The organism is Pantoea sp. KPR_PJ (assembly GCF_041386365.1).
Classification (GTDB): Bacteria; Pseudomonadota; Gammaproteobacteria; order Enterobacterales; family Enterobacteriaceae; genus Pantoea.
Map to the genome: position 1 here is coordinate 234,343 of NZ_JABMIK010000003.1, position 23,940 is coordinate 258,282.

At 57.5% G+C, this 23,940-nt stretch carries 22 protein-coding genes and 1 other annotated feature; of the genes, 13 read left to right on the top strand and 9 right to left on the bottom strand.

Features of this window, described 5'->3' with window-relative positions:
• Positions 1–199 precede the first annotated feature (199 nt).
• Entirely contained in the window at positions 200–3,355 is a 3,156-nt protein-coding gene (locus HP564_RS09575) for an efflux RND transporter permease subunit (RefSeq protein ID WP_371242422.1), read from the bottom strand.
• 16 nt (positions 3,356–3,371) lie between these two features.
• Positions 3,372–4,574 carry an efflux RND transporter periplasmic adaptor subunit gene (locus HP564_RS09580; RefSeq protein ID WP_371242424.1) on the bottom strand — a complete coding sequence of 401 codons (1,203 nt, stop codon included), beginning with the start codon at positions 4,572–4,574 and terminating at the stop codon, positions 3,372–3,374.
• Positions 4,575–4,716: 142 nt separating this feature from the next.
• Here HP564_RS09580 and acrR point away from each other — a divergent pair, with 142 nt between their 5' ends.
• The gene (gene acrR, locus HP564_RS09585) at positions 4,717–5,355 is read left to right on the top strand and encodes a multidrug efflux transporter transcriptional repressor AcrR (protein ID WP_371242426.1); all 639 of its coding nucleotides are present in this window, start codon (positions 4,717–4,719) and stop codon (positions 5,353–5,355) included.
• Here the strand turns inward: acrR and rsmS are convergent.
• The 3 genes from rsmS to priC are packed head-to-tail and all read right to left on the bottom strand — an operon-like array spanning position 5,352 to position 6,320.
• Positions 5,352–5,507 (bottom strand): pleiotropic regulatory protein RsmS, encoded by a 156-nt coding sequence (rsmS, locus tag HP564_RS09590; RefSeq protein ID WP_371242428.1) that lies wholly within the window; start codon positions 5,505–5,507, stop codon positions 5,352–5,354. The two genes, acrR and rsmS, sit on opposite strands and share 4 nt — an antisense overlap.
• A gap of 9 nt (positions 5,508–5,516) precedes the next feature.
• Positions 5,517–5,762, bottom strand: coding sequence for a GlsB/YeaQ/YmgE family stress response membrane protein (locus tag HP564_RS09595; RefSeq protein WP_371242430.1), 246 nt, complete (start codon positions 5,760–5,762; stop codon positions 5,517–5,519).
• A gap of 36 nt (positions 5,763–5,798) precedes the next feature.
• Entirely contained in the window at positions 5,799–6,320 is a 522-nt protein-coding gene (priC, locus tag HP564_RS09600; protein WP_371242741.1) for a primosomal replication protein PriC, read from the bottom strand.
• A gap of 56 nt (positions 6,321–6,376) precedes the next feature.
• On the opposite strand from priC, the gene HP564_RS09605 reads away from it, so the two are divergent.
• From HP564_RS09605 to htpG, 6 genes are all read left to right on the top strand, one after another.
• Entirely contained in the window at positions 6,377–6,766 is a 390-nt protein-coding gene (locus tag HP564_RS09605) for a DUF454 family protein (protein WP_371242432.1), read from the top strand.
• A gap of 142 nt (positions 6,767–6,908) precedes the next feature.
• Positions 6,909–7,460: an adenine phosphoribosyltransferase gene (gene apt, locus HP564_RS09610; protein ID WP_371242434.1), complete on the top strand. Its 552-nt coding sequence runs from the start codon at positions 6,909–6,911 to the stop codon at positions 7,458–7,460.
• 139 nt (positions 7,461–7,599) lie between these two features.
• The gene (gene dnaX, locus HP564_RS09615; RefSeq protein ID WP_371242436.1) at positions 7,600–9,549 is read left to right on the top strand and encodes a DNA polymerase III subunit gamma/tau; all 1,950 of its coding nucleotides are present in this window, start codon (positions 7,600–7,602) and stop codon (positions 9,547–9,549) included.
• Positions 8,900–8,961, top strand: a sequence feature (DnaX frameshifting element). It overlaps the preceding gene by 62 nt.
• Positions 9,550–9,604: 55 nt before the next feature.
• The gene (locus HP564_RS09620; protein ID WP_081139342.1) at positions 9,605–9,934 is read left to right on the top strand and encodes a YbaB/EbfC family nucleoid-associated protein; all 330 of its coding nucleotides are present in this window, start codon (positions 9,605–9,607) and stop codon (positions 9,932–9,934) included.
• Positions 9,934–10,539 carry a recombination mediator RecR gene (recR, locus tag HP564_RS09625; RefSeq protein WP_371242438.1) on the top strand — a complete coding sequence of 202 codons (606 nt, stop codon included), beginning with the start codon at positions 9,934–9,936 and terminating at the stop codon, positions 10,537–10,539. The genes HP564_RS09620 and recR overlap by 1 nt, the downstream gene beginning before the upstream one ends.
• A 98-nt stretch (positions 10,540–10,637) precedes the next feature.
• Complete coding sequence (gene htpG / locus HP564_RS09630) at positions 10,638–12,512, top strand: molecular chaperone HtpG (protein ID WP_371242440.1); 1,875 nt, start codon at positions 10,638–10,640, stop codon at positions 12,510–12,512.
• Between the two features lie 194 nt (positions 12,513–12,706).
• Here htpG and HP564_RS09635 read toward each other — a convergent pair whose 3' ends face one another.
• Positions 12,707–13,576, bottom strand: coding sequence for a LysR substrate-binding domain-containing protein (locus tag HP564_RS09635; RefSeq protein WP_371242442.1), 870 nt, complete (start codon positions 13,574–13,576; stop codon positions 12,707–12,709).
• Between the two features lie 181 nt (positions 13,577–13,757).
• On the opposite strand from HP564_RS09635, the gene HP564_RS09640 reads away from it, so the two are divergent.
• The 4 genes from HP564_RS09640 to HP564_RS09655 all read left to right on the top strand — a co-directional run bounded on the left by HP564_RS09640 (position 13,758) and on the right by HP564_RS09655 (position 17,824).
• Positions 13,758–14,606: a DUF6024 family protein gene (locus tag HP564_RS09640; protein ID WP_371242444.1), complete on the top strand. Its 849-nt coding sequence runs from the start codon at positions 13,758–13,760 to the stop codon at positions 14,604–14,606.
• A 145-nt stretch (positions 14,607–14,751) separates the two neighbouring features.
• A complete protein-coding gene (gene adk, locus HP564_RS09645; protein WP_371242446.1) occupies positions 14,752–15,396 on the top strand; it encodes an adenylate kinase in 645 nt (214 codons plus the stop codon).
• A gap of 110 nt (positions 15,397–15,506) precedes the next feature.
• Positions 15,507–16,466, top strand: coding sequence for a ferrochelatase (gene hemH, locus HP564_RS09650; protein ID WP_371242448.1), 960 nt, complete (start codon positions 15,507–15,509; stop codon positions 16,464–16,466).
• 56 nt (positions 16,467–16,522) lie between these two features.
• Positions 16,523–17,824 carry an inosine/guanosine kinase gene (locus tag HP564_RS09655; protein WP_371242450.1) on the top strand — a complete coding sequence of 434 codons (1,302 nt, stop codon included), beginning with the start codon at positions 16,523–16,525 and terminating at the stop codon, positions 17,822–17,824.
• A gap of 39 nt (positions 17,825–17,863) precedes the next feature.
• Here the strand turns inward: HP564_RS09655 and ybaL are convergent, their stop codons facing one another.
• Positions 17,864–19,552 carry a YbaL family putative K(+) efflux transporter gene (ybaL, locus tag HP564_RS09660; RefSeq protein ID WP_371242452.1) on the bottom strand — a complete coding sequence of 563 codons (1,689 nt, stop codon included), beginning with the start codon at positions 19,550–19,552 and terminating at the stop codon, positions 17,864–17,866.
• A gap of 454 nt (positions 19,553–20,006) precedes the next feature.
• Between ybaL and ushA the strand changes: the two genes are divergently transcribed.
• Positions 20,007–21,761, top strand: a complete 1,755-nt coding sequence (gene ushA / locus HP564_RS09665) for a bifunctional UDP-sugar hydrolase/5'-nucleotidase UshA (RefSeq protein WP_371242454.1) — start codon at positions 20,007–20,009, stop codon at positions 21,759–21,761.
• A 147-nt stretch (positions 21,762–21,908) separates the two neighbouring features.
• Here the strand turns inward: ushA and HP564_RS09670 are convergent, their stop codons facing one another.
• The gene (locus HP564_RS09670) at positions 21,909–22,343 is read right to left on the bottom strand and encodes a multidrug/biocide efflux PACE transporter (RefSeq protein WP_371242456.1); all 435 of its coding nucleotides are present in this window, start codon (positions 22,341–22,343) and stop codon (positions 21,909–21,911) included.
• An 89-nt stretch (positions 22,344–22,432) separates the two neighbouring features.
• Here HP564_RS09670 and HP564_RS09675 point away from each other — a divergent pair, with 89 nt between their 5' ends.
• The gene (locus HP564_RS09675) at positions 22,433–23,302 is read left to right on the top strand and encodes a LysR family transcriptional regulator (RefSeq protein ID WP_371242458.1); all 870 of its coding nucleotides are present in this window, start codon (positions 22,433–22,435) and stop codon (positions 23,300–23,302) included.
• Here the strand turns inward: HP564_RS09675 and ybaK are convergent.
• Positions 23,299–23,778 carry a Cys-tRNA(Pro)/Cys-tRNA(Cys) deacylase YbaK gene (ybaK, locus tag HP564_RS09680; RefSeq protein WP_371242460.1) on the bottom strand — a complete coding sequence of 160 codons (480 nt, stop codon included), beginning with the start codon at positions 23,776–23,778 and terminating at the stop codon, positions 23,299–23,301. The genes HP564_RS09675 and ybaK overlap by 4 nt on opposite strands.
• Positions 23,779–23,940 lie beyond the last annotated feature (162 nt).

The window sequence follows — 23,940 nt, forward strand, 5'->3', positions numbered from 1 at the left end:
AATGCAAGGTATGGCAATGGGGGCGAAAGCGCCTGTGGTGCGTCTGCGCTGAACCGCCTGCGTTTATCAGCAGGTGGCAGGCCTGGAAAATGATACAGCTTGCGCAGGAGAGGGACGCCTCTACAGCGGCTCACGCTTTTCTGCGCGGGAGGTGGACGAAAAAAAGGCCGCTTGTGCGGCCTTTTGTCAGAAGGAAAGGTTAATGCTGATGACTCTGTTCGGTGGGATGACCTTTTTCCAGCTCAGCTTTATTCTTGCTAAAGCGGCGGCGAACCACCACGAAGAACACCGGCACAAAGAAGATAGCCAGCGCCGTTGCCGTCACCATACCGCCCATTACGCCAGTACCTACGGCGTTTTGTGCGCCAGAGCCTGCACCGGTACTGATCGCCAGCGGCAACACGCCGAGAATAAAGGCCAGCGAGGTCATCAGGATTGGACGCAGACGCATACGGCATGCCTCCAGTGTCGCTTCGACCAGACCTTTGCCCTCTTTCTCCATCAAATCCTTGGCGAATTCGACAATCAGAATGGCGTTCTTCGCCGACAGACCAACGGTGGTTAACAGACCGACCACGAAGTAGACGTCGTTACTCAGTCCGCGCAGTGTGGTAAAGATCAGCGCGCCGATAACCCCGAGCGGCACCACCAGCATAACCGAGAAGGGAATTGACCAGCTCTCATAAAGCGCCGCCAGACAGAGGAAGACCACAATCAGCGAGATGGCGTAGAGCGCAGGCGCCTGGTTACCGGAGAGGCGTTCCTGATAGGACATGCCAGTCCAGTCATAGCCGATGCCCGCAGGCAGTTTCGACGCCAGCTCTTCCATCAGGTTCATGGCATCACCGGAGCTTTTGCCCGGCGCAGCCTGACCCAGAATTTCCATCGAAGGCAGGCCGTTATAGCGCTCCAGACGCGGTGAACCATACTGCCACTTCGCCGACGAGAAGGCAGAGAAGGGCACCATCGTGCCGCCGCTGTTACGCACATACCACTTGCTGATGTCATCAGGCAGCATACGATCGCTGGCCTGACCCATTACGTAGACCTTTTTCACACGACCGCGATCGATAAAGTCATTAACGTAGGAGCCGCCCCAGGCTGCGCCCAGCGTGGTATTGATGTCGGAAATCGAGACGCCAAGCGCCTGCGCCTTTTCCTGATCGACAGTCAGCTTGTACTGCGGCGTATCTTCCAGACCGTTAGGACGCACGCCTACCAGCGTATCGGAGTGCTGTGCCACCATACCCAGCAACTGGTTGCGCGCTTCGGTCAGTTTTTCATGGCCGAGGTTGTTCTGGTCAATCAGCTCAAAGTCGAAGCCCGTTGCGTTACCGAGTTCGATAATCGCTGGCAGGTTGAACGGAAACACCATCGCATCTTTGATCTTACCCAGCGCGCCCATGGCGCGGCCGGCAATGGCGGGCACCTTCAGATCGCTGCTGCTACGCTCATCCCAGGGTTTCAGGCTGACGAAGGCAATACCGGTGTTCTGACCACGGCCGGAGAAGCCGAAGCCGTTAACGGTAAATACCGACTTGACGCTGTCTTTCTCTTTCGTCAGGAAGTAGTCCGTGATCTGATCCATGACCTTCTGCGTACGCTCCTGCGTGGCACCCGCAGGCAGCTGCGCCTGAGCCAGCAGCAGTCCCTGATCCTCTTCCGGCAGGAAGGAGGAGGGGAGGCGCAGGAACAGATACGCCATACCAACCACAATGACCAGATAGAGCACCAGATAGCGGCCGGTGCTGCGCACGATATGGCCCACGCTGTCGACATAGTGATTGGTGCTCTTGTCGAACAGGCGGTTAAACCAGCCGAAGAAGCCGGTGGTGGTGCCATGATCGCCTTTTTTGATGGGTTTCAGCATGGTGGCGCAAAGCGCAGGCGTCAGGATCAACGCAACCAGTACCGACAGCGCCATTGCGGAAACGATGGTGATAGAGAACTGGCGGTAGATCACCCCGGTCGAGCCACCGAAGAAGGCCATCGGGATAAACACCGCCGAGAGCACCAGCGCGATACCGACCAGCGCGCCCTGAATCTGCTCCATTGAACGTTTTGTCGCCTCTTTCGGCGGCAGGCCATCTTCGGCCATCACACGCTCAACGTTCTCTACTACCACGATGGCATCATCCACCAGCAGGCCAATGGCGAGCACCATACCGAACATCGTCAGCGTGTTGATCGAGTAGCCGAAGGCGTTGATGATGGCAAAGGTACCGAGCAGAACAACAGGCACGGCGATAGTCGGGATTAGCGTGGCGCGGAAGTTCTGCAGGAAGAGATACATGACCAGGAAAACCAGCACGATCGCTTCAAACAGTGTCTTAACCACTTCGAAGATAGAGATTTTAACGAATGGCGTGGTGTCGTAAGGGTAAACGACTTTCAGGCCCGCCGGGAAGGTCGACTGCAGTTTGCCCAGTTCTGCCTTCACCGCGTTGGCGGTATCCAGTGCGTTAGCACCCGTCGCCAGCTTGATACCGATACCGGAGGCGGGCTTACCGTTGTAGCGCGCGATAACCTCGTAGTTTTCGCCACCCAATTCGATTTTCGCCACGTCGCGCAGGCGTACCTGTGAACCGTCAGTGTTAACCTTGAGCAGAATTTTGCCGAACTCATCGGTTGAGGTCAGACGCGTCTGCGCAATGATTGAGGCGTTGAGTTGCTGGTTGGGGGCGGCAGGGGCACCACCCAGCTGACCCGCCGCAACCTGGGCGTTCTGCGTGTTGATGGCGCTGATCACATCCACTGGCGTCAGCTGATAATTGTTGAGCTTCGCCGGATCCATCCATATGCGCATCGCATACTGTGCACCGAAGATCTGCGTATCACCGACGCCCGTGGTACGGCTGATGGGGTCTTTGATGTTTGACGCCACGAAATCGGAGATATCGTTCTGCGTCATGGAGCCGTCATCGCTGACAAAACCCGCTACCATCAGGAAGCTGCTGGAGGATTTCTGCACCTGAATACCTTGCTGCTGCACTTCCTGCGGCAGCAGCGGCATCGCCAGCTGCAGTTTGTTCTGCACCTGAACCTGCGCGATGTCAGGGTCGGTGCCGGATTCGAAGCTCAGGGTCAGCTGCAGGTTACCGGAAGAGTCACTGTTTGATGAGAAGTACATCAACCCATCAATACCGTTCATATTCTGTTCGATAACCTGCGTCACGGAGTCCTGCAGCGTTTTCGCATCCGCACCCGGATAGGCTGCACGAATCTGTACGGCCGGTGGAGCAACGTTTGGATATTGCTCAATCGGCAGTTTAAGAATCGATAGCGCACCCGCCAGCATCACGATGATGGCGATTACCCACGCAAAGATGGGGCGATCGATAAAGAACTTAGCCATGTATCAACGGCTCCTGTTAAGACGACGATTTTTCAGACTGGGTCTGAGATTGCGCATTGGCTTCAGATTTCTGCTCATCAGAAACCTCCTGCGGCGTAACCTGAGCGCCTGGTTTGGCGCGCTGTGTACCTACGCTGATAACACGCTCACCCTCTTTCAGACCAGAGGTGATCAGCCACTTGTCGCCAATCGCCTGCGAGGCGTTGACGTTGCGTACTTCAACCTTATTATCAGCGCCTACCACCATAACGGTGGCCTGGCCGGTTGGCGTACGGGCAACCGCCTGCTGTGGAACCAGCAGCGCATTGGGGTTAGTGCCTTCTTCCAGACGCGCACGCACAAACATGCCGGGCAGCAAACGATGGTCCGGGTTAGGCATAATGGCACGCAGCGTGATAGAACCGGTTGTTTCATCAACGGTTACGTCAGAGAACTCCAGTGTACCTTTCTGCGGCGACTCGCTGCCGTCCTGCATCAGCAGCGTAACGCTGGCTTTGCCGTCAACCTGTTTCAGCTGACCTGACTCCAGCTCGGCGCGCAGGCGCATAAATTCATCGCTGGACTGGGTAACATCGACATACATCGGATCGAGCTGCTGCACAGTGGCCAGCGCAGTGGTCTGCCCATTCTGCACCAGCGCGCCTTCGGTCACGGACGATTTGCCAATGCGACCGCTAATCGGCGACGTGACTTTGGTATAGGCCAGGTTAATACGGGCGGTTTCGACGTTGGCTTTGGCAACCTGCACGGCAGCCGCGTTTTGCGCAGCGGTGGCGACGGCGTTATCGTAATCCTGCTGGCTGATATATTTTGTGCCCAGCAGCGGCTTGTAGCGATTAACCGTGACCTGAGCGATGCGCGCGTTGGCCTGCGCCTGCGCCAGATCGCCTTTGGCACTGTCATAGCTCGCCTGATAGGTAGCCGGATCGATCTGATAAAGCGACTCACCCGCTTTAATATCGCTGCCTTCCACGAAGTTACGTTTCAGAATGATACCGGAAACCTGAGGTCGCACTTCAGCCACGCGATAGGCTGAAGTACGGCCCGGCAGTTCTGTGGTGATCTTTAGGGGTTCGCTTTTAAGGGTAACCACACCCACTTCTGGAGGTTGCTGCTGGGCGGCTTGCTGGGATTTATTATCATCACATCCTGTTAATACAAAGCTGCCTGAAAGCATCAGGACGGCCGCCAGAGGCGATAATCCTCTGTTTTTATTCATAAATAAACCTCTAGTGTCCGATATCAATTGATCAATGGATCACAAACCGAAAAACCCATTGCTGCGCTAAAACCCGGGTCGTGCTATGGTACATACATTCACAAATGTATGTAAACTTGCCAGCCTGTAAAAAAAGTCTTCTATGGCACGAAAAACCAAAGCCCAAGCACTTGAAACACGTCATCAAATTCTGGATGCCGCCCTTGCATTATTTTCCTGCCAGGGCGTTTCTGCCACGTCGCTTGCAGATATTGCCGCAGCGGCTGGCGTCACGCGAGGCGCGATTTACTGGCATTTCAAAAATAAAGCCGATGTTTTGCACGAAATTTGGCTGCGCACTGACGCTGGGCTTGATGATGTGGAACTTGAGTATCAGACAAAATACCCCGGTGATCCACTTTCTGTGTTGCGCGCCATGCTCATCTATATCTTTGAAGCAACAGCAAAGGATCCCCAGCGTCGCGCTTTGATGGAGATTATTTTTCACAAATGCGAATTTGTTGGTGAGATGGCTGCGTTGCAGAATATGCAGCAAAGCCTGCTTTCTGAGTGCTATGACAAAATAGAAGATGTATTGAAAGAGTGCATTGAGGCAGGACAACTGCCCGTCACGCTCAATACCCGTCAGGCGGCGCTGCTGCTGCGGGGCTACGTTAATGGCATGATGGAGAGCTGGCTGTTTACGCCGGAAAGCTTCGACCTGGCGGCAGCGGCACCTCAAATTGTCGAGGCTTTCCTGGATATGCTGCGTTTGAGTCCGACCTTAACGACAACGCATTAACGCTGCTGTTCGGCGGCGCGTTTCTTCTCAAAGTCGCGCTGTACAATAGCCAGCGCCGCCAGCACCGTATCGGCAGGTAACCGGTTCTCTTCCAGCAGCTGAATCAGGTCCACTGCCAGTTTCACCTCATCGGGTGCATTTTCCAGTGTCATGGTGATTCCTTATATGCGCAGCTTTGCTGCGACCAGCATCATCATTAATGCGCCCGTCAGCGCGATACCCAGCGCGCCAGAATGAAAGTGCGCCAGCGAGCCGAGGCCAAAATAGCTGGCAATGTAGCCGCCGACCAGCGCACCGATTACCCCCAGCACCAGCGTTGCCATGAAGCCACCGGGCCGGCCGGGTAGTAATAATCGCTTCAGCCAGCCTGCAACCAGTCCAGTGATAATCCAGGCAATGATTCCCATATCCGGCTCCTGAACAGATCGCGTTAAGTATAGTCATTAGCGGACGTCACCGCGCAGCGAAAGCGCCCATTCCACGGCAGCGATCGCCTGACGGCAGCGCGCTAAACGGCCTTCCAGCACCTCAAGATCCTGCTTAAGCTGCTGCTGCACTGCCAGGCTCTCTGCCCGCGCCAGCCGCTGCTCGCGCTGGTCGATCATCGCCTTTAGCCGCCGCTCATATTCGCGATACTCTTCCAGCTTCTGCTGGCGCGGGCTGGCGGCAGGCTGTTCACGGCGCGGGCGCAGCTGCTGGCTGCTGGCCTCGCGCTGCAGGGCGGCAATCTGGTTCAGCAGCCTGTCTGCCAGCCAGAGACGCTCCTGCGCGTTCTGGCAGCGGCCGAACAGCTCAAGGTTGCGCTCGATCTCCAGCAGATAGTCAGCCAGCCGCGTGCCGGTGGTGGTAAACAGCTGTTGATCGAAGCGTGGCGTGCGGCAGCGCCCGTCAGGATGCTGAGCGATCTGTGACCGGAGCGCCGTCATGCAGGCCGCCAGGCGCTGCTGCGTAGTGGCAGAGACCATCATCTTTTCCTTATCTGTGCTAACGTAGCGCGCATGCAAAGGATTCAGGCAACGCTATGCAACGTATTGTATTACTGACCCTCGGCTGGCTGGCCATCATACTTGGCGCGCTGGGCATTGTATTACCATTATTGCCGACCACGCCATTTGTGCTGCTGGCCGCCTGGTGTTTCGCCCGATCGTCGCCGCGCTTTCACCACTGGCTGCTGTGGCGTTCGCCCTTTGGTCGCTATCTGCGCCACTGGCAGCGGCACCACGCGATGCCGCCAGGCGCAAAGGGGCGGGCCATTGCGCTGATGCTGGTAACCTTTGGCGTATCGATCTGGCTAGTAAAAATTCTGTGGATACGCCTCATGCTTGGCGTAATGCTCTGCGTTTTACTGCTGATGATGTGGCGCATTCCGGTGGTGGCAGAATCGCCCGACGATCGCACGCCACCGCGATAAGGTTGCATTTGGCCGGCCATTTGCTTAGATTTGGGCATCTTCGTGCGTGGCTTCCCTTATTTTTATCTTCTGCGTCTGATTCATTTCGGAATCTGACGCTATGGAAGCTGCGCGATATAAAGTTTTTACCAGGCGTAACATTATGACCGCAACTGCGCAGCAGCTTGAATTCATTAAAGAGAGCATTAAAAGCATTCCCGATTATCCAAAACCCGGGATTCTGTTCCGCGACGTCACCAGCCTGCTGGAAGATCCAGAGGCCTACGCCGCCACTATTGCGCTGTTTGTTGAGCGCTTCCGCGATCGGGGCATTACAAAAGTCGTCGGCACCGAGGCGCGCGGCTTTTTATTTGGCGCGCCCGTCGCGCTCGCGTTGGGCGTAGGCTTTGTGCCGGTGCGCAAACCCGGCAAACTACCGCGTGAAACATTCAGCGAATCCTATGAGCTGGAATATGGCACTGACGCGCTTGAGCTGCATAAAGATGCGATTAAGCCTGGCGACGTGGTGCTGGTCGTTGACGATCTGCTGGCGACCGGTGGCACCATCGAAGCAACGGTTAAGCTGATCCGTCGCGCAGGTGGCGAAGTCAATGACGCGGCTTTTGTGATTAATCTTTTCGATCTGACCGGCGAATCTCGCCTGAAAGCGCTGGGCGTCAACTGCTACAGCCTGGTCAACTTCCCCGGTCACTGAGTGACACTGGCCTCGCCGCGCGCGAGGCCAGCAAGTGATAGGCAATGCCCGCCGTCGCTGTTAAACTACTGCAACGATATACAGGGGTTGCAGCGCGTCTGCGCTCATCTTTCCAACCACATCCAGTGATCGAATCCACATGAGCTATCAGGTACTTGCGCGAAAATGGCGTCCCCAGGCATTTGCTGACGTTGTCGGTCAGGAACATGTCCTGACCGCGCTGGCGAATGGACTGTCACTGGGACGTCTCCATCATGCCTATCTCTTCTCCGGCACGCGTGGCGTGGGTAAAACCACTATCGCACGACTGCTGGCGAAAGGACTCAACTGCGAAACCGGTATCACCGCGACGCCATGCGGCCAGTGCGACAACTGCCGCGAGATCGAGCAGGGCCGCTTTGTCGATCTGATCGAGATCGACGCCGCCTCACGCACTAAAGTAGAAGACACGCGCGATCTGCTGGACAACGTACAGTATGCGCCCGCGCGCGGTCGCTTTAAGGTCTACCTGATCGATGAAGTGCACATGCTCTCGCGCCACAGCTTTAACGCCCTGCTGAAAACGCTGGAAGAGCCGCCGTCACACGTCAAATTCCTGCTGGCCACGACCGATCCGCAAAAGCTGCCGGTAACGATCCTCTCACGCTGTTTACAGTTCCATCTCAAGGCGCTGGATGTCGACCTGATCCGCAATCAGCTCGACTATGTTCTGCAGCAGGAGCAGATTGAGAGTGAGCCACGTGCGCTTCAGCTGCTGGCGCGCGCCGCCGATGGCAGCATGCGTGATGCGCTCAGCCTGACCGATCAGGCTATTGCCATGGGGCAGGGCGTGGTCAGCGGCAGCGTGGTTAGCCAGATGCTGGGTACGCTGGATGATGAACAGCCGCTGGGCCTGATTGAGGCGCTGGTGGATGGCAACGGTGAACAGGTGATGACGCTGCTGAATCAGGCGGCGACGCGCGGCGTGGAGTGGGAGGCGCTGCTGGTAGAGATGCTGCGCCTGCTGCACCGCATCGCTATGGTTCAGCTGCTGCCCACCTCTGTCAATGATGAAGAAGAGAGCCATGCGCCGCGTTTGCGGGAGCTGGCGCGTGTGGTGCCGCCCGCTGACGTTCAGCTCTATTACCAGACGCTGCTTATGGGACGCAAAGATCTGCCGCTGGCACCCGACCGTCGCATGGGGGTTGAAATGACGCTGTTACGTGCGCTGGCGTTTCATCCGCATACGGCGATTGCCGAACCGGTAGCACGCCCGTCAATGACGCCCGTGGCCGACGCCTCCGCTGCGGCTGTGCCACCACAGCACGCGGCTGCGGCACAGCCGCAAATGGCCCCCGCTTCGCCCCCGCCGCCGGCCGCCGCGCCGCCGGCTGCCGCACCGGATGGGCCGCTCTCTGATACCACCAGCCAGCTCCTTCAGGCGCGCACCCAGCTGCTGCGTCAGGGAGCCAGCAAACCAAAAAAGAGTGAGCCGGCAGCGTCCCTGACGCGGCCGGCCAACTCCGCGCTGGAGCGCCTGGCTTCCGTCACTGAACGCGCGCAGACGCGTCCACGCGAAGCCGCGCCAGAGAAAAAAGAAGCCTATCGCTGGAAAGCACAAACCCCGGTGGCGGCCGCGCCTGAACCGGTGGCAACGCCAAAAGCCTTGCGTTCAGCGCTTGAGCATGAGAAAACCCCTGAGCTGGCGGCGCGCCTGATGGAAGAGGCGCAGCAGCGCGACGCCTGGGCAGCCGAGCTCGCTACGCTGGCGTTACCGAAACTGGTGCAGCAGCTGGCGCTTAACGCCTGGAAAGAGACCACAGAGCAGGGCGTTTGCCTGCATCTGCGCTCCAGCCAGCGCCACCTGAATTCTGCTTCTGCGCAGCAGGTGCTTGGCGCGGCTTTAGGGGACGTTGCCGGTCATCCAGTTGAATTGACTATCATTGAAGATGATAATCCTGCGGTATTGACGCCACTGGAGTGGCGGCAGGCCATTTATGAAGAGAAGCTGGCGCAGGCGCGCCAGTCTATCATTAGCGATACGCACATCCAGACGCTGCGTCGTTTCTTCGACGCCGATCTGGATGAAGAGAGTATCCGACCCGTTTGACCACGCTGCCGCTGTCTCATGGATAGCGATGCGGCCTTAGCTGAGAGAGAAAACTATGTTTGGTAAAGGCGGACTGGGCAACCTGATGAAGCAGGCCCAGCAGATGCAAGACAAGATGGCCAAAGTTCAGGAAGAGATCGCGGCGCTGGAAGTGACCGGCGAATCGGGCGCAGGCCTGGTTAAAGTGACCATCAACGGCGCGCACAACTGCCGCCGCGTGGAGATCGATCCCAGCCTGCTGGAAGATGACAAAGATATGCTGGAAGATTTGGTTGCCGCTGCCTTCAACGATGCTGCGCGCCGCATCGACGAAACGCAGAAAGAGAAAATGGCCTCTGTCTCCGCCGGTATGCAGCTGCCGCCGGGCTTTAAGATGCCGTTCTGATGCAAACCAGTCCACTGCTTGAATCACTGATGGAGGCGCTGCGCTGTTTACCTGGCGTTGGGCCAAAATCGGCGCAGCGCATGGCGTTTCAGCTGCTGCAGCGCGATCGCAGCGGTGGTATGCGGCTGGCGCAGGCGCTGACGCGGGCGATGTCCGAAATCGGCCACTGCGCTGACTGCCGCACCTTCACCGAACAGGAAATTTGCACCATCTGCGCCAATCCACGGCGTCAGCAGAATGGGCTGATTTGCGTGGTGGAGAGTCCAGCGGATATCCACGCCATTGAGCAGACCGGCCAGTTTGCCGGGCGCTACTTCGTTTTGATGGGGCACCTTTCCCCGCTGGACGGCATCGGCCCACATGATATCGGGCTGGATCGGCTGGAGCAGCGTCTGGAAAGTGAGACTATCAAAGAGGTTATTCTTGCCACTAACCCCACTGTGGAAGGCGAGGCGACGGCCAACTATATTGCCGAGCTGTGCGGGCAGTATGGCGTTGATGCCAGCCGTATCGCGCACGGCGTGCCGGTGGGCGGTGAGCTGGAGATGGTTGATGGCACCACGCTGTCACACTCGCTGGCGGGACGCCACAAGATTACTTTCTGACCGCTTGCCGACGTCATCACTGACGTCGGCTTGAAATTTTCCGCACTACCCCCACATCAACCTCAACCTTCGTTTAACCTGATCCTGTTGAGGTAACAATGACCATGAAAGGACAAGAGACGCGTGGCTTTCAGTCAGAGGTAAAACAGCTTCTGCACCTGATGATCCATTCCCTCTATTCAAACAAAGAGATTTTCCTGCGTGAGCTGATTTCCAACGCCTCAGATGCTGCTGATAAGCTGCGCTTCCGCGCGCTGTCGGACGCCAGCCTGTATGAAGGCGACGGCGAACTGCGCGTACGTCTCTCTGTTGATAAGGACAAGCGCACCCTGACGCTGTCGGACAACGGTATCGGTATGCGTCGCGATGAGGTGATTGAGAACCTGGGCACCATTGCCAAATCGGGCACCAAATCCTTCCTGGAATCTCTGGGTTCAGACCAGGCCAAAGACAGCCAGCTGATCGGTCAGTTCGGCGTTGGCTTCTACTCGGCATTCATCGTGGCGGACAAAGTCTCTGTGCGTACCCGCGCAGCCGGTGCCGCAGCGGAAGAGGGGGTATTCTGGGAATCGGCGGGTGAAGGTGAATACACCATTGCCGATATCACTAAAGCCGATCGCGGCACCGAAATCACGCTGCACCTGCGCGAAGGGGAAGATGAATTCCTCGACGCCTGGCGCGTGCGCAGCGTAATTGGTAAATACTCCGATCATATCGCGCTGCCGGTCGAGATCGAGACCAAAGATGCAGAGAACGACACCACGACCTGGGAAAAAATTAACAAAGCTCAGGCGCTGTGGACGCGCAATAAATCTGAGATCAGCGACGAAGAGTACAACGAGTTTTATAAGCATATCGCACACGATTTCAGCGATCCCGCCATCTGGAGTCACAACCGGGTTGAAGGAAAGCAGGAGTACACCAGCCTGCTTTATATCCCGTCGCGCGCGCCGTTTGACATGTGGAACCGCGATCACAAGCACGGGCTGAAGCTCTATGTACAGCGCGTTTTTATCATGGACGACGCCGAACAGTTTATGCCGAACTACCTGCGCTTCGTGCGTGGCCTGATTGACTCCAGCGATCTGCCGCTGAACGTGTCGCGCGAAATTCTGCAGGACAGCCGTGTTACCCAGAGCCTGCGCGCTGCGCTGACGAAGCGTACGTTGCAGATGCTGGAGAAACTGGCGAAGGATGACGCAGAGAAATACCAGACCTTCTGGAAAGAGTTCGGCCTGGTGCTGAAGGAAGGCCCGGCGGAAGACAGCGCTAACCAGGAAGCGATTGCTAAACTGCTGCGCTTCGCCTCAACGCACAACGACAGCGCCGATCAGAGCGTGTCGCTGGAGGAGTATGTCAGCCGTATGGTGGAAGGTCAGGAGAAGATCTACTACATCACTGCTGACAGCTATGCCGCAGCGAAGAGCAGCCCCCATCTGGAGCTGTTCCGCAAAAAAGGTATCGAGGTACTGCTGCTTTCCGACCGCATTGACGAGTGGATGATGAGCTACCTCACCGAATTTGACGGCAAGGCGTTCCAGTCGGTCAGCAAGGCGGATGAATCGCTGAGCAAGCTGGCGGATGAAGAGAGCGAAGAGCAGAAAGAGGCTGAGAAGGCGCTGGAGCCGTTTGTTGAGCGCGTGAAAACGCTGCTGGGTGAACGTGTGAAAGAGGTTCGCCTGACCCATCGCCTCACCGATACGCCTGCTATCGTCACCACCGACGCTGATGAAATGAGCACGCAGATGGCGAAGCTTTTTGCCGCAGCAGGCCAGGCGGTGCCGGAAGTGAAATATATCTTTGAGATCAACCCGGATCATCAGCTGGTGAAACGCGTGGCAGAGACGCAAGACGACGCGCGCTTCGGCGAATGGGTTGAACTGCTGCTGGATCAGGCGCTGCTGGCCGAGCGCGGTACGCTGGACGATCCTAACCAGTTTATCCGTCGAATGAATCAGCTGCTGACGGCGTGAGCAATATGCGCGCTCTGATGTTTCAGACGGGCGCTGCACTGACCAGACCGCAGCGCGTTTTGCAACAGGAAGGGGGCGGGCCAGGCGTCAGGGAAGGCGCTATTGCTGCTGCTTAGCGCACTGCGCGCAGGTCGGGAATAACAACGCAAAAGGCCGGTGTCTGTACACCGGCCTTTTGCGTTTTAACGTAACGCCTATTGCTGTGCCGCCTCGCACAGCCAGTCGCGAAACAGCGTGATCTCCCCGTCGTTACGCCGCGACTCTTTAGTCATCATCCAGGTGGCGCGATTAACGTGCACAAAGCCGAGCGGGGCGATCAGCGATCCCTCCTCAAGCTCTTTTCGCACCAGCAGGCGCGGTGCCGTAATCACACCAAGCCCATTCTTTGCAGCCTGAATACCCAGCGTCAGGTTGTCAAAGTGTTTGCCCACCCAGAAGTGACCGCATACATCAGCCGCTTTCGCCCACTCCGCCCAGGCATGCAGACGGGTATCCGCATGCAGTAAAGGCAGTGCGGGAAGATCCTGTGCGCTGCGAAAGCGCGAGGCAAACTGCGGGGCACAGAGCGGCCCAATATAGTCGTCGCCAATCAGCGTTGCGTCTATATCCCCGTCCGGCGGCTGCTCGTAGCTGAGGATCAGCACATCAACATGCTCGCTGCGTAGCTGATCCAGCTCCAGCTGCGCCAGAAACTGAATTTCAATATCGGGATAGCGCTGGTAAAAGCTACTGATGCGGGGAATCAGCCACTGCGACAAAAAGCTGGGCGCGCAGGCGACGTTCAGATGATGGCGCATACCGGTGCGGATGCCCGCGCAGGTTGTCGAAAGCTCGCTAAACGCTTTCTGACAGCTGAGCAGCAGGCGTTCACCGTGTGAAGTGAGTTTCACGCGTCCGTTACTGCGCACAAAAAGCGGTTTGCCCATCCAGCTCTCCAGCTGGCGAATCTGGTGGCTTACGGCGCTGTGAGTGACGTGAAGGTGTTCGGCCGCCACGCTAAAGCTGCTATATAACGCCGCCTGATGAAAATGGTGCAGCGCCCGTAGCGGAGGTAGCCGGGTCATACTCATCCCCTGTGTAAAAACCTAACAGGGATTGTCAGTTTATATCAATTTAAAGTCCAGCCGCATTCCCCTAACCTTGCCCACTGATTATGGCGGGTTGACTTGCAGGCGAAGCTATGCCTGATGAGGGCCTACCGCCAGCCCGCCATCACCCGAGAGACAAAAAGAGACACACAACACGATGGCACTTCCCCCCTATGCCGACCGACCTGCCCAGGCACGGGATCGGTTACGTACTCTGTTGTCACGGCATTACCGGCTGGAGCACTACGATCTCTTCTTTGCCCCTTCGCTGCATGTTGCACGCATCCTTCTTTCTCAGCTTTTCCTGCGTCAGGAGCAGGCACGTAACCAGACGCGCTACGCCTCTCACTATCCGGTGACGGAGCTTAACGTCTTACCTGCTGTACCGCTCATGGCGGGCAGCATCAACTTTGTGCCGCACGTGGAACTGCCCTGGGGCCTGGTTCATTCGCTGGTTGACTGCCAGCAGCAGGGCGTGGTCGATGTGAGCGAAAGCTTCGCCAGTAACTTGCTGCATGATGATGTCATTAACCACTCCAGCCTGTTTGTCACCTGCCTTGATCGCCATGTTGACCTGCCAGGCGGGCTGGTGCTGGTGGCGCTACGCACCGCTGACTTCAGCACGCTGGTGCGTAGCGAACTGCGTTTGTTTGAGCAGGGATTGCCGCTGGACACCTCCGTGTTCGCCGCACTGGCCCGCGCCCGGGAGGCGGACTGGCGGCCGTTCAATCAGGCCAGCGTAGAGGCTATCGCTCTCCACTCGCCGCTGTTGCTCGCTTCCAGCCATCAGCCGGGGCTGCCGTTCGCCAGCTTTCCCCTGTCGCAGACGCAGCTGGCTGCGCTGACGCCTGCCAGCGATCTTGAGCTGTGGCCCCGTCAGGGACGTCTGCTGATACGGGCCAGCCATCGCGGCAGCGGCAAAAAACGCAGTACTCTTACCGCAAAGGTGAGCCTGCGGCTACAGCAGCTGTTTATCACGGGCGGCCAGTCTGAAAAAAGAGGGTAGCCGTGCCAGCCCGCAGCCTGCGATGGAAAAATGCGCTGGCCCCATCGGGCAATGAAGCCGCGCCTTTCTTGTGGTGAGCGGGCCATAATGGTATGGTCTTCGCCTTCTCAGATTGATCAATGCGATTCGCAAGGGGATTTACGCAATGCGTATTATTCTGCTCGGTGCTCCGGGCGCAGGTAAGGGCACTCAGGCTCAGTTCATCATGGAGAAATACGGCATTCCGCAAATCTCCACGGGCGATATGTTGCGTGCAGCGGTAAAAGCTGGCACCGAGCTCGGCAACCAGGCGAAAGCCATTATGGACGCCGGTAAACTGGTGACTGATGAGCTGGTTATCGCGCTGGTAAAAGAGCGTATCGCGCAGGAAGATTGCAAAAACGGTTTTCTGCTGGACGGTTTCCCGCGCACCATTCCGCAGGCGGATGCGATGAAAGAGGCAGGCATCAAGATTGACTGCGTGCTGGAGTTCGCCGTGCCGGACGAGCTGATCGTTGATCGAATCGTTGGCCGCCGCGTGCATGCCCCGTCAGGCCGCGTATATCACGTAAAATACAATCCGCCGAAGGTGGAAGGCCAGGACGACGTGACCGGCGAAGAGCTGACCACGCGTAAAGACGATCAGGAAGAGACCGTGCGTAAACGTCTGGTGGAATACCATCAGCTGACCGCGCCGCTGATTGCTTACTACAGCAAAGAAGCGGAAGCGGGCAATACCGCTTACCACAAAATTGACGGTACCAGGCCGGTTGCCGACGTCAGCAAACAGCTGGCAAATATCCTCGGCTAAGCCGCTGGGGCTGGCACTGCCAGCCCCTTTTGCAGTAATTGCTTTTCCCTCTCCCGCTTTCCGCTACAATTTCTCCTGTTTTCACGCATCTCCGCTATCAAGGAATAACAATGAGGCAAGACAAGCCCGGCGTGTTACTGGTTAATTTAGGTACGCCAGACGCCCCCACCACAGCTGCTGTAAAGCGCTATCTGAAACAGTTTCTTAGCGATCCGCGCGTGGTCGATACCCCACGCTGGCTCTGGTGGCCGATCCTCAATGGCATCGTGCTGCCGTTTCGCTCACCGCGTGTATCGAAACTTTACGCCTCCGTCTGGATGGAGGGGGGCTCGCCGCTGATGGTCTACAGCAAGCTGCAGCGCGAGGCGCTGGCCGCACGCGTCGATATGCCGGTTGAGCTGGGAATGAGCTACGGTAACCCCAGTCTGCAAAGCGCAGTGGATCGCCTGATGGCGCAGGGCGTGACGCGCATGATCGTGCTGCCGCTCTACCCACAATTCTCCTGTTCCACCGTGGCGGCGGTCTGGGATGGCCTCTACAGCGCATTTAAAAAGTCACGTACGCTGCCTGACATCGACTTTATCCGCGACTACGCTGAGCATCCGGCCTATATTGCTGCGCTGAAAGCCTCGGTCGAGCGCGCGTTTGCCGAGCACGGCCAGCCCGATCTGCTGGTGCTCTCCTATCACGGCATCCCTCAGCGCTTCGCTAATCAGGGCGACGACTACCCGCTGCGCTGTGCGGACACGACCGCGCTGCTACAACAGGCGCTGGGCCTGCGCGATGACCAGATCATGATGACCTTCCAGTCACGCTTTGGTCGTGAGCCCTGGCTGCAACCCTACACTGACGAAACCATGCAGGGTCTGGCGAAGAAGGGAATTAAGCATGTTCAGGTAATGAGCCCCGGCTTTGCGGCAGACTGTCTGGAGACGCTGGAAGAGATTAGCGAGCAGAACCGCGAATTCTTCCTGCACGGCGGCGGCGAGAAGTTTGAATATATTCCAGCGCTGAATGCTGATGCTGAACATATCGAGATGATGGTACAACTCGTTAACGCGCGTCGTTAAATAGCAGGCGGAGAGTGTGCTATCATCCTCCGCCTGTTTTTCTGACGGCATCCACCATGAAATTTCCCGGCAAACGCAAATCCAAACACTACTTCCCCGTTAGCGCCCGCGATCCCTTACTGCATGCTGCCTCGCAGGATGTAGAAGAGGGGAGTTGGGTCGTCGGAATCGACCAGACGCTGGTGGATATTGAAGCCAAAGTCGATGACGCTTTTCTGGTGCGCTACGGCCTGAGTGCCGGTCACTCGCTGGTTATCGCCGACGACGTTGCCGAGGCGCTTTACCACGAGCTAACGCGCGACAACCTGATCACCCACCAGTTTGCAGGCGGCACTATTGGTAACACCCTTCACAACTACTCCGTGCTGGCCGACGATCGTTCGGTGCTGTTGGGGGTGATGTGCAGCAATATCCAGATCGGTGGCTATGCCTATCGCTATCTCTGCAACACCTCAAGCCGCATGGATCTCAACTATCTTCAGGGCATTGACGGGGCGATTGGCCGCTGCTTTACCCTGATTGGCGAGCAGGGTGAACGCACCTTTGCCATCAGCCCGGGTCAGATGAACCAGCTGCGTCCTGACAGCATTCCTGAAGCGATGATTGCCGGTGCCTCGGCGCTGGTGCTGACCTCCTATCTGGTGCGCTGTAGCGAAGGCGAACCGATGCCGCAGGCCACCCTTCAGGCGATCGAATATGCGAAGCGCCACAACGTGCCGGTGGTACTGACGCTGGGCACCAAATATGTGATCGGCGATAACCCGCAGTTCTGGCGCGATTTCCTGCGCGATCACGTCACCATCGTGGCGATGAATGAGGAGGAGGCGCTGGCGCTGACCGGTGAGTCCGATCCGCTACTGGCGGCCGACAGGACACTGGACTGGGTCGATCTGGTGCTTTGCACCGCCGGTCCCACCGGCCTCTATATGGCGGGCTATACCGAAGAGGCCTTTAAGCGCAAAACCAATCATGCACTACTGCCGGGGGCCATTGCGGAGTTCAACCAGTATGAGTTCAGTCGAGCGATGCGCCAGCAGGCGTGTGAGCAGCCGATGCGCATTTACTCCCATATCGCGCCTTATATGGGCGGCCCGGAAAAGATCATGAATACCAACGGGGCAGGCGATGGCGCGCTGGCAGCCCTGCTGCATGATATCACGGCCAATAACTTTCACAGGCAGAAGGTGCCAAACTCCAGTAAACACGCGCGTGAGTATCTCACCTACTCGTCGCTGGCGCAGGTGTGCAAGTATGCCAATCGCGTCAGCTATCAGGTGCTGAACCAGCATTCGCCGCGCCTGACGCGCGGCCTGCCGGAGCGTGAAGACAGTCTGGAAGAATCTTACTGGGATCGTTAGTCAGGCAGCGCTTCCCCTAGCCCAGGGGAAGCGGACAGGTCAGACAGGACACTCGCGCACGATGGGGCGTTCAGCGATCTCTGTCTCCAGCATATGCAGCATGCTGCTGGCAATTTCTCGTTCGCCCATCACCACGCGCGTTGCGCCACGCGCCATAATGTACTCCACCTCATCGTCATAGTGCGCTCGCGCAATAATCTCAATATCAGCAAACTTCTCGCGCGCGGTCGTCACAATTTCTCCTGACTCATAGCCGTTCGGAATGGTCAGTAGCAGCCAGCGCGCGCAGTCGAGACGCGCCAGCTCCATGGTGTCGGCGCGCACCGCATTACCCAGCACGGCTCTGATGCCCTGTTCGCGCAGTGCTTCAACGCGCGCGCGTGAGTTTTCTACCACGACAAAAGGCACGTCCGCTTCCAGCAGCTTCTGGCCAAGCAGGCTGCCGACACGACCATAGCCAACGATCACGGCGTGATGGCAGATATCCACGGGGATCTGCTTCTCCTCTTCAGCGGCCTCCTCCTGCGCCTGCTCCTGGCGGCTTTCACTTTTCGCCAGGAAGCGCTCCAGCAGGGTGAAGAGGATCGGGTTGAGCATAATGGAGAGGATCGCCGCGGCCAGCACCAGGTTGCGTCCTTCGCTGCTGAGCAAATTCAGGGAAACGCCCAGTCCAGCCAGAATAAAGGCGAACTCACCAATCTGCGCCAGGCTGACGGAAATGGTCAGGGCGGTGCGGCGTGAGTGGCCCAGCAGGGTGACCAGCAGCCACGCGGCAACTGATTTGCCCAGCACCACAATCACCAGCGCGCCCAGTACCGCCAGCGGCTGTTCCACCAGGATCATCGGATCGAACAGCATGCCTACCGAAACAAAAAAGAGAACCGCAAAGGCGTCGCGCAGGGGCAGGGTGTCATGGGCGGCGCGATGGCTCAGCTCAGATTCATTTAGCACCATGCCAGCGAAAAAGGCGCCGAGGGCGAAAGAGACATCAAAAAACTCAACGGCGCCAAAAGCGATGCCAAGCGCCAGCGCCAGCACCGACAGAGTAAAAAGTTCGCGTGAGCCGGTTGCGGCGCTTTTTGCCAGGATCCAGGGCACAACGCGGCGGCCTACCACCATCATCAGCACCATAAAGGCAGCAACTTTACCGATGGTCAGCAGCAGATCCCAGGCCAGCAGCTGCGGGCTGGCGTTGCCCTGTTCCAGCATACCGGCAATGGCGGGCAGCAATACCAGCGTCAGCACCATCACCAGATCTTCAACAATCAGCCAGCCGATAGCGATCTGCCCACGCTGGCTGTCAATCAGCTGACGCTCTTCCAGCGCACGCAGCAGCACCACGGTGCTGGCGGTAGAGAGGCAGAGGCCAAAGACCAGACCGGTCATCAGCGACCAGCCCAGCCAGGCAGAAAGCCCCATGCCCAGCAGCGTGGCAACGGCGATCTGCGCGATAGCGCCGGGAATAGCGATGCTCTTTACCGCCATTAAATCTTTCAGGGAAAAGTGCAGACCCACGCCGAACATCAGCAGAATAACGCCCAGCTCGGCGAGTTCAGGAGCCAGATTCGTATCGGCGACAAAGCCTGGCGTGAAGGGGCCAGCCAGTACGCCAGCCAGCAGATAACCGACCAGCGGGGAGATGCGTAGCCGGTTCGCCAGCATACCAAGGAGAAACGCCAGGACCAGTCCCCCGACGATGGTAGTGATCAACGGTGTGGTGTGGTGCATGCCTGTCTCCTTGTATGCAAATGTATCTGCCTGTAACAAATGAGTTTAAAGCAATTATGGCCTTTTCGCTGAGCAATTTGCGGGATAATAAGAAAAAAGTTTGAAAATGAGAGGAAAGTGCAGTCGAAGGGCTATTTCTTACGGTTTTCGTCAATCTTAGCCGTTATCAAGCAAGCTGACGAAACACGTTCGCACAATATATTCGCGGAAAATGCGGCGCTGATAAGTACTATCTGGCTGGAATCACTCTAAAAAGCAGAGGAAGTCTCCCAGGCAGATCTTTGCACCAGCTTTCCCGGTATTGTTAATAGCTGGTTATCCATGTTAACAACGACCCGGCTGTTGCGGGCCTGGCGTTACAGCTTGAGTTAAGCGGCGGAATATGCGACACAGTGGGGCAGCATGCTGATACCACCCGGAACGGGCACTTTGTACAATAATAAGGAGACAGGCTTTGCTGTTATCACGATGGACTGCAACCGGCCTCGCGCTGCTGGCGCTGGTCCCGGCGCTTTCCCAGGCGGCGCTGCCAGACCGCACCTACCGCTTTAGCGTTCTCCACACCAACGATGAGCACGGCCATTTCTGGTACGGTGCGCAGGGTGAATATGGCCTGGCGGCGCAGAAAACCCTGATGGATACGTTGCGCTATGACGTGCAGGCCAAAGGCGGCGGCGCGCTGATCCTCTCTGCGGGTGACGTCAATACTGGCGTGCCGGAGTCAGACGAGCTGGACGCTGAACCTGATATTCGCGGCATGAACCTGATTGGCTATGACGCAATGGCGCTCGGCAACCATGAATTTGATCGTCCGCTCGAGGTGCTGCGTAAGCAGGAGGGCTGGGCACGTTTTCCGTTTCTTGCCGCCAATATTTACCAGAAAAATACCGATAAGCGGATGTTTAAACCCTGGGCCATCTTCAATCGCATGGGGTTAAAGATTGCGGTACTGGGGCTGGCTACGCCCGACACCGCGAAGCTGGCAAATCCCGATCATCTGCGCGACATGGTGTTCCGCGATCCGATCGACGAGACCAAAAAGGCGGTGGCGGAATTACGGGCCGGAGAGAAACCGGATGTGATTGTGGTGCTGAGTCATCTCGGCTATGACGACAACGGCGAGCACGGCAGCAACGCCCCTGGCGACGTGACGCTGGCGCGCAGCCTGCCGCCAGGCACGGTTGCAATGATTGTCGGCGGTCATTCACATGATTCGGTCTGCATGGAAAAACCGGACGTGCGGGTGAAAATGTATCAGCCGGGCGCAGCCTGTCAGCCAGATAAGCAGAATGGCGTCTGGATTATGCAGGCCGGGAAATGGGGCGAGTACGTCGGGCGCGGTGATTTTACCTGGCGCAACGGCGAGGTCACGCTGGAGTCCTACGCGCTGGTGCCGGTGAACCTCAAGCACCAGATTAAAAATGCGGATGGCAGCGAAACCTGGCTGACCTGGCAGCAGGAGATCCCAAAGAACACCGCTATGATGAAGCTGCTGATGCCCTATCAGAAGCGTGCCGAGGCGCGTCTCAGTATCAATGTGGGCAGCACGATCGGTCAGTTTAACGGCGAGCGTGAGCAGGTACGTTTTACCCAGACCAACCTTGGACAACTTATTCTGCGCGCGCAGATGGCTCATGTGAAGGCTGACTTTGCCGTGATGAGCGGTGGCGGCATTCGCGCCTCGTTACCTGAAGGCAAGCTGAGCTGGCGCGATCTGCTACAGGTGCAGCCGTTTAGTAACCAGGTGGTGTCAGTGACGCTGACCGGGGCCGAGGTGAAAAAATACCTTGATGTGGTGGCGAACATCAAAGCAGATGCAGGAGGCTTTGCCCAGTTTGCCCATGTCAGCCTGGTCGCAGACGGCAACAGGGTAAGCGAGGTGCGGATTAACGGGCAGCCGCTTCAGGACGATAAAATCTATCGCATGGCGACCAACAGCTTCAATGCCGCAGGCGGTGATGGCTATCCACGCATTGATACCCATGCCGGTTTTAAAAATAGCGGCGATATTGATGCCGAGGTGCTGCGCGACTACGTCAAGGCTAACACGCCGCTGAAAGCAGCTGACTATGCGCCGAAAGAGGTCGTTCACCAGTTAACGGACGCGGAGAAAAAGGCGCGCGAGAAGCCGCACAAGCGCAGCTATCCAAAAATGATTCTGGCCTGGCTCTGGCCCTGGGGAAATGAAACGGCGCGCAATGCGCCGTAAACCTTCGCGAAAGCCGGGACAGGATGCCCTTAGCGGGCAAGATGGCCGCCGCCGCAAAGCTGTCCTGACGGCGGGGCTGTGGGCAGAGCGTTTGTCAATCTTCTGCGTAATGCTGTGATCGCGCGACCTCGCCCGCAGGCGCAAAGATCAGGCCTCACACGATTTCCGCCTGAACCAGCGCGGACGCAGCCTGTCCCATGCCCAGTTATAGGCCATGGTGTAGGGCAGGAAAAAGAGAAAAAACGCCACTTCCAGCAGAAAGGCCTGCCACAGCGAAATCTTCAGCATCCAGGCGGCAACGGGCAAACCAATCAGAATAAATCCCCCCTCGAACAGCAGCGCATGCAGGGCGCGGATCAGCAGACCGCGATGGACTTTGCCCGGCGGGCAGAGGCGATCGAAAAGCGTGTTGTAAATCATATTCCACAGCATCGCGATAGTTGAGAGCGCGATTGCCAGCGCGCCCATCTGGAACAGCGGCTTCTGCATTGCCCATGCTGCCAGCGGCGAAACGGTCAGGATTGCCAGCGTTTCAAATCCCAGAGCATGTAAAAAACGTTCTTTCAGGGAACGGGTACGCATTATCAACCTCCATCAGTGAGGCAGGCATTCTGACAGCAGAGGATGGTAAAATAAAATGATGACCTATCGATAAAAGCGATGGATAAAACATGCGCTACTCCCCTGAATCCCTGGAAGCCTTTGTGCAGACCGTAAGCAGCGGTTCTTTCTCTGCGGCCGCGCGTGCGCTGGGCAAAAGTCAGTCAACGATCAGCGTGGCGATAGCCAGCCTGGAGGACGATCTCGGCTTCAGACTCTTCGATCGCAGCAGTCGTCAGCCGATCCTGACCGATCAGGGCAGGCGCGCGCTGGCGCAGGTGCAGCAAATCCTTGCCGCCAGCGAGCGGCTGGACGCGCTGGCCATCAGGCTGTCGCAGGGCGTTGAGCCACGCCTTAGCTTCGCCGTCTCCGACTTCTGGCAGACGGAATATCATGAGCAGTTGCTGAAACAGTTTGACGCGCAGTTCCCGGAAATTGAGCTGGAGTGCATGATCGCTGAGGATGCTGACGTGCTGGATCTGCTGCAGGCGGGACGCGTCCACCTGGGCGTGGTACGTGCGCAGCCGGTGCTGCCGCCTGACATTGCCGTTGCGCGACTTCAGGTTAATGCAGAAATGGCGATCTTTATTCATCGTGACCATCCGCTGGCGCAGCAGCCGGGGCTGACAGAAAGCGCCCTGGAGCAGGTGCGTCAGCTGCGGCTTAACACCTGGGTAGAGCCGCATGCCGTTACACCGCCGGGGCGCGTCTGGTCAGCACCGACCTATTTACTGCTGCTGGAGATGGCGGAGCAGGGGTTTGGCTGGAGCATACTGCCGCGCTGGCTGGTCAAACAGTTTGGTCATGAAGTGTTGCAGGAGCTGGCGTTACCGGGATGGCCGCAGCGTATTGCGGTGGAAGCGATCTGGTCGCGGCGCACGCCACCAGGACCTGCCGGGCGCTGGATGATTGACCAGCTCTGCGCTCAGACGCGTAGTTAGTCGCGTCGGGCGATGTCTGCCAGCGGCGCGTTCAGCAGGCGCGACAGATCCTGCGCCGCCAGTTCGAGATCGAGCCCGCGTTTGCCGCCGGAGATAAAAATTGTGGCAAAGTCAGCTGCTGAGCGGTCAATAACCGTTGGCAGGCGCTTTTTCTGCCCCAGCGGACTGATGCCGCCAACCAGATAGCCGGTGACACGCTGTGCCAGCTGTGGATCGGCCATATCCGCTTTTTTTGCCCCTAACGCCTTTGCAACCTTCTTCAAATCGAGCTGGCTGGAAACAGGCGTAACTGCCACTGCCAGATGTTTTGCATCACCGTTTAGCGCCACCAGCAGGGTTTTGTAGACCTGCCGGGCATCCAGATTAAGTTTTTTTACGGCTTCGTCACCAAAATTTGTTTCATGACTGTCATGCTCATAGGGATGGATCTTAAAGGTGACCTTTTGTTTTTCCAGCAGTTTTACGGCAGGTGTCATAAATTTCTCCTTATAAGAAAAATCTCATTCCTAATTTTAATAAATTAATGGTGGCGAAAGTTTGCGCTTTGCGCGAGAATGGCATCCGCGCCAGCCGAAAGGCTGAGCGATAACCAAAATCATAAACAAATTCCTCTTTGACGGGTCGATAGCAATATCGGC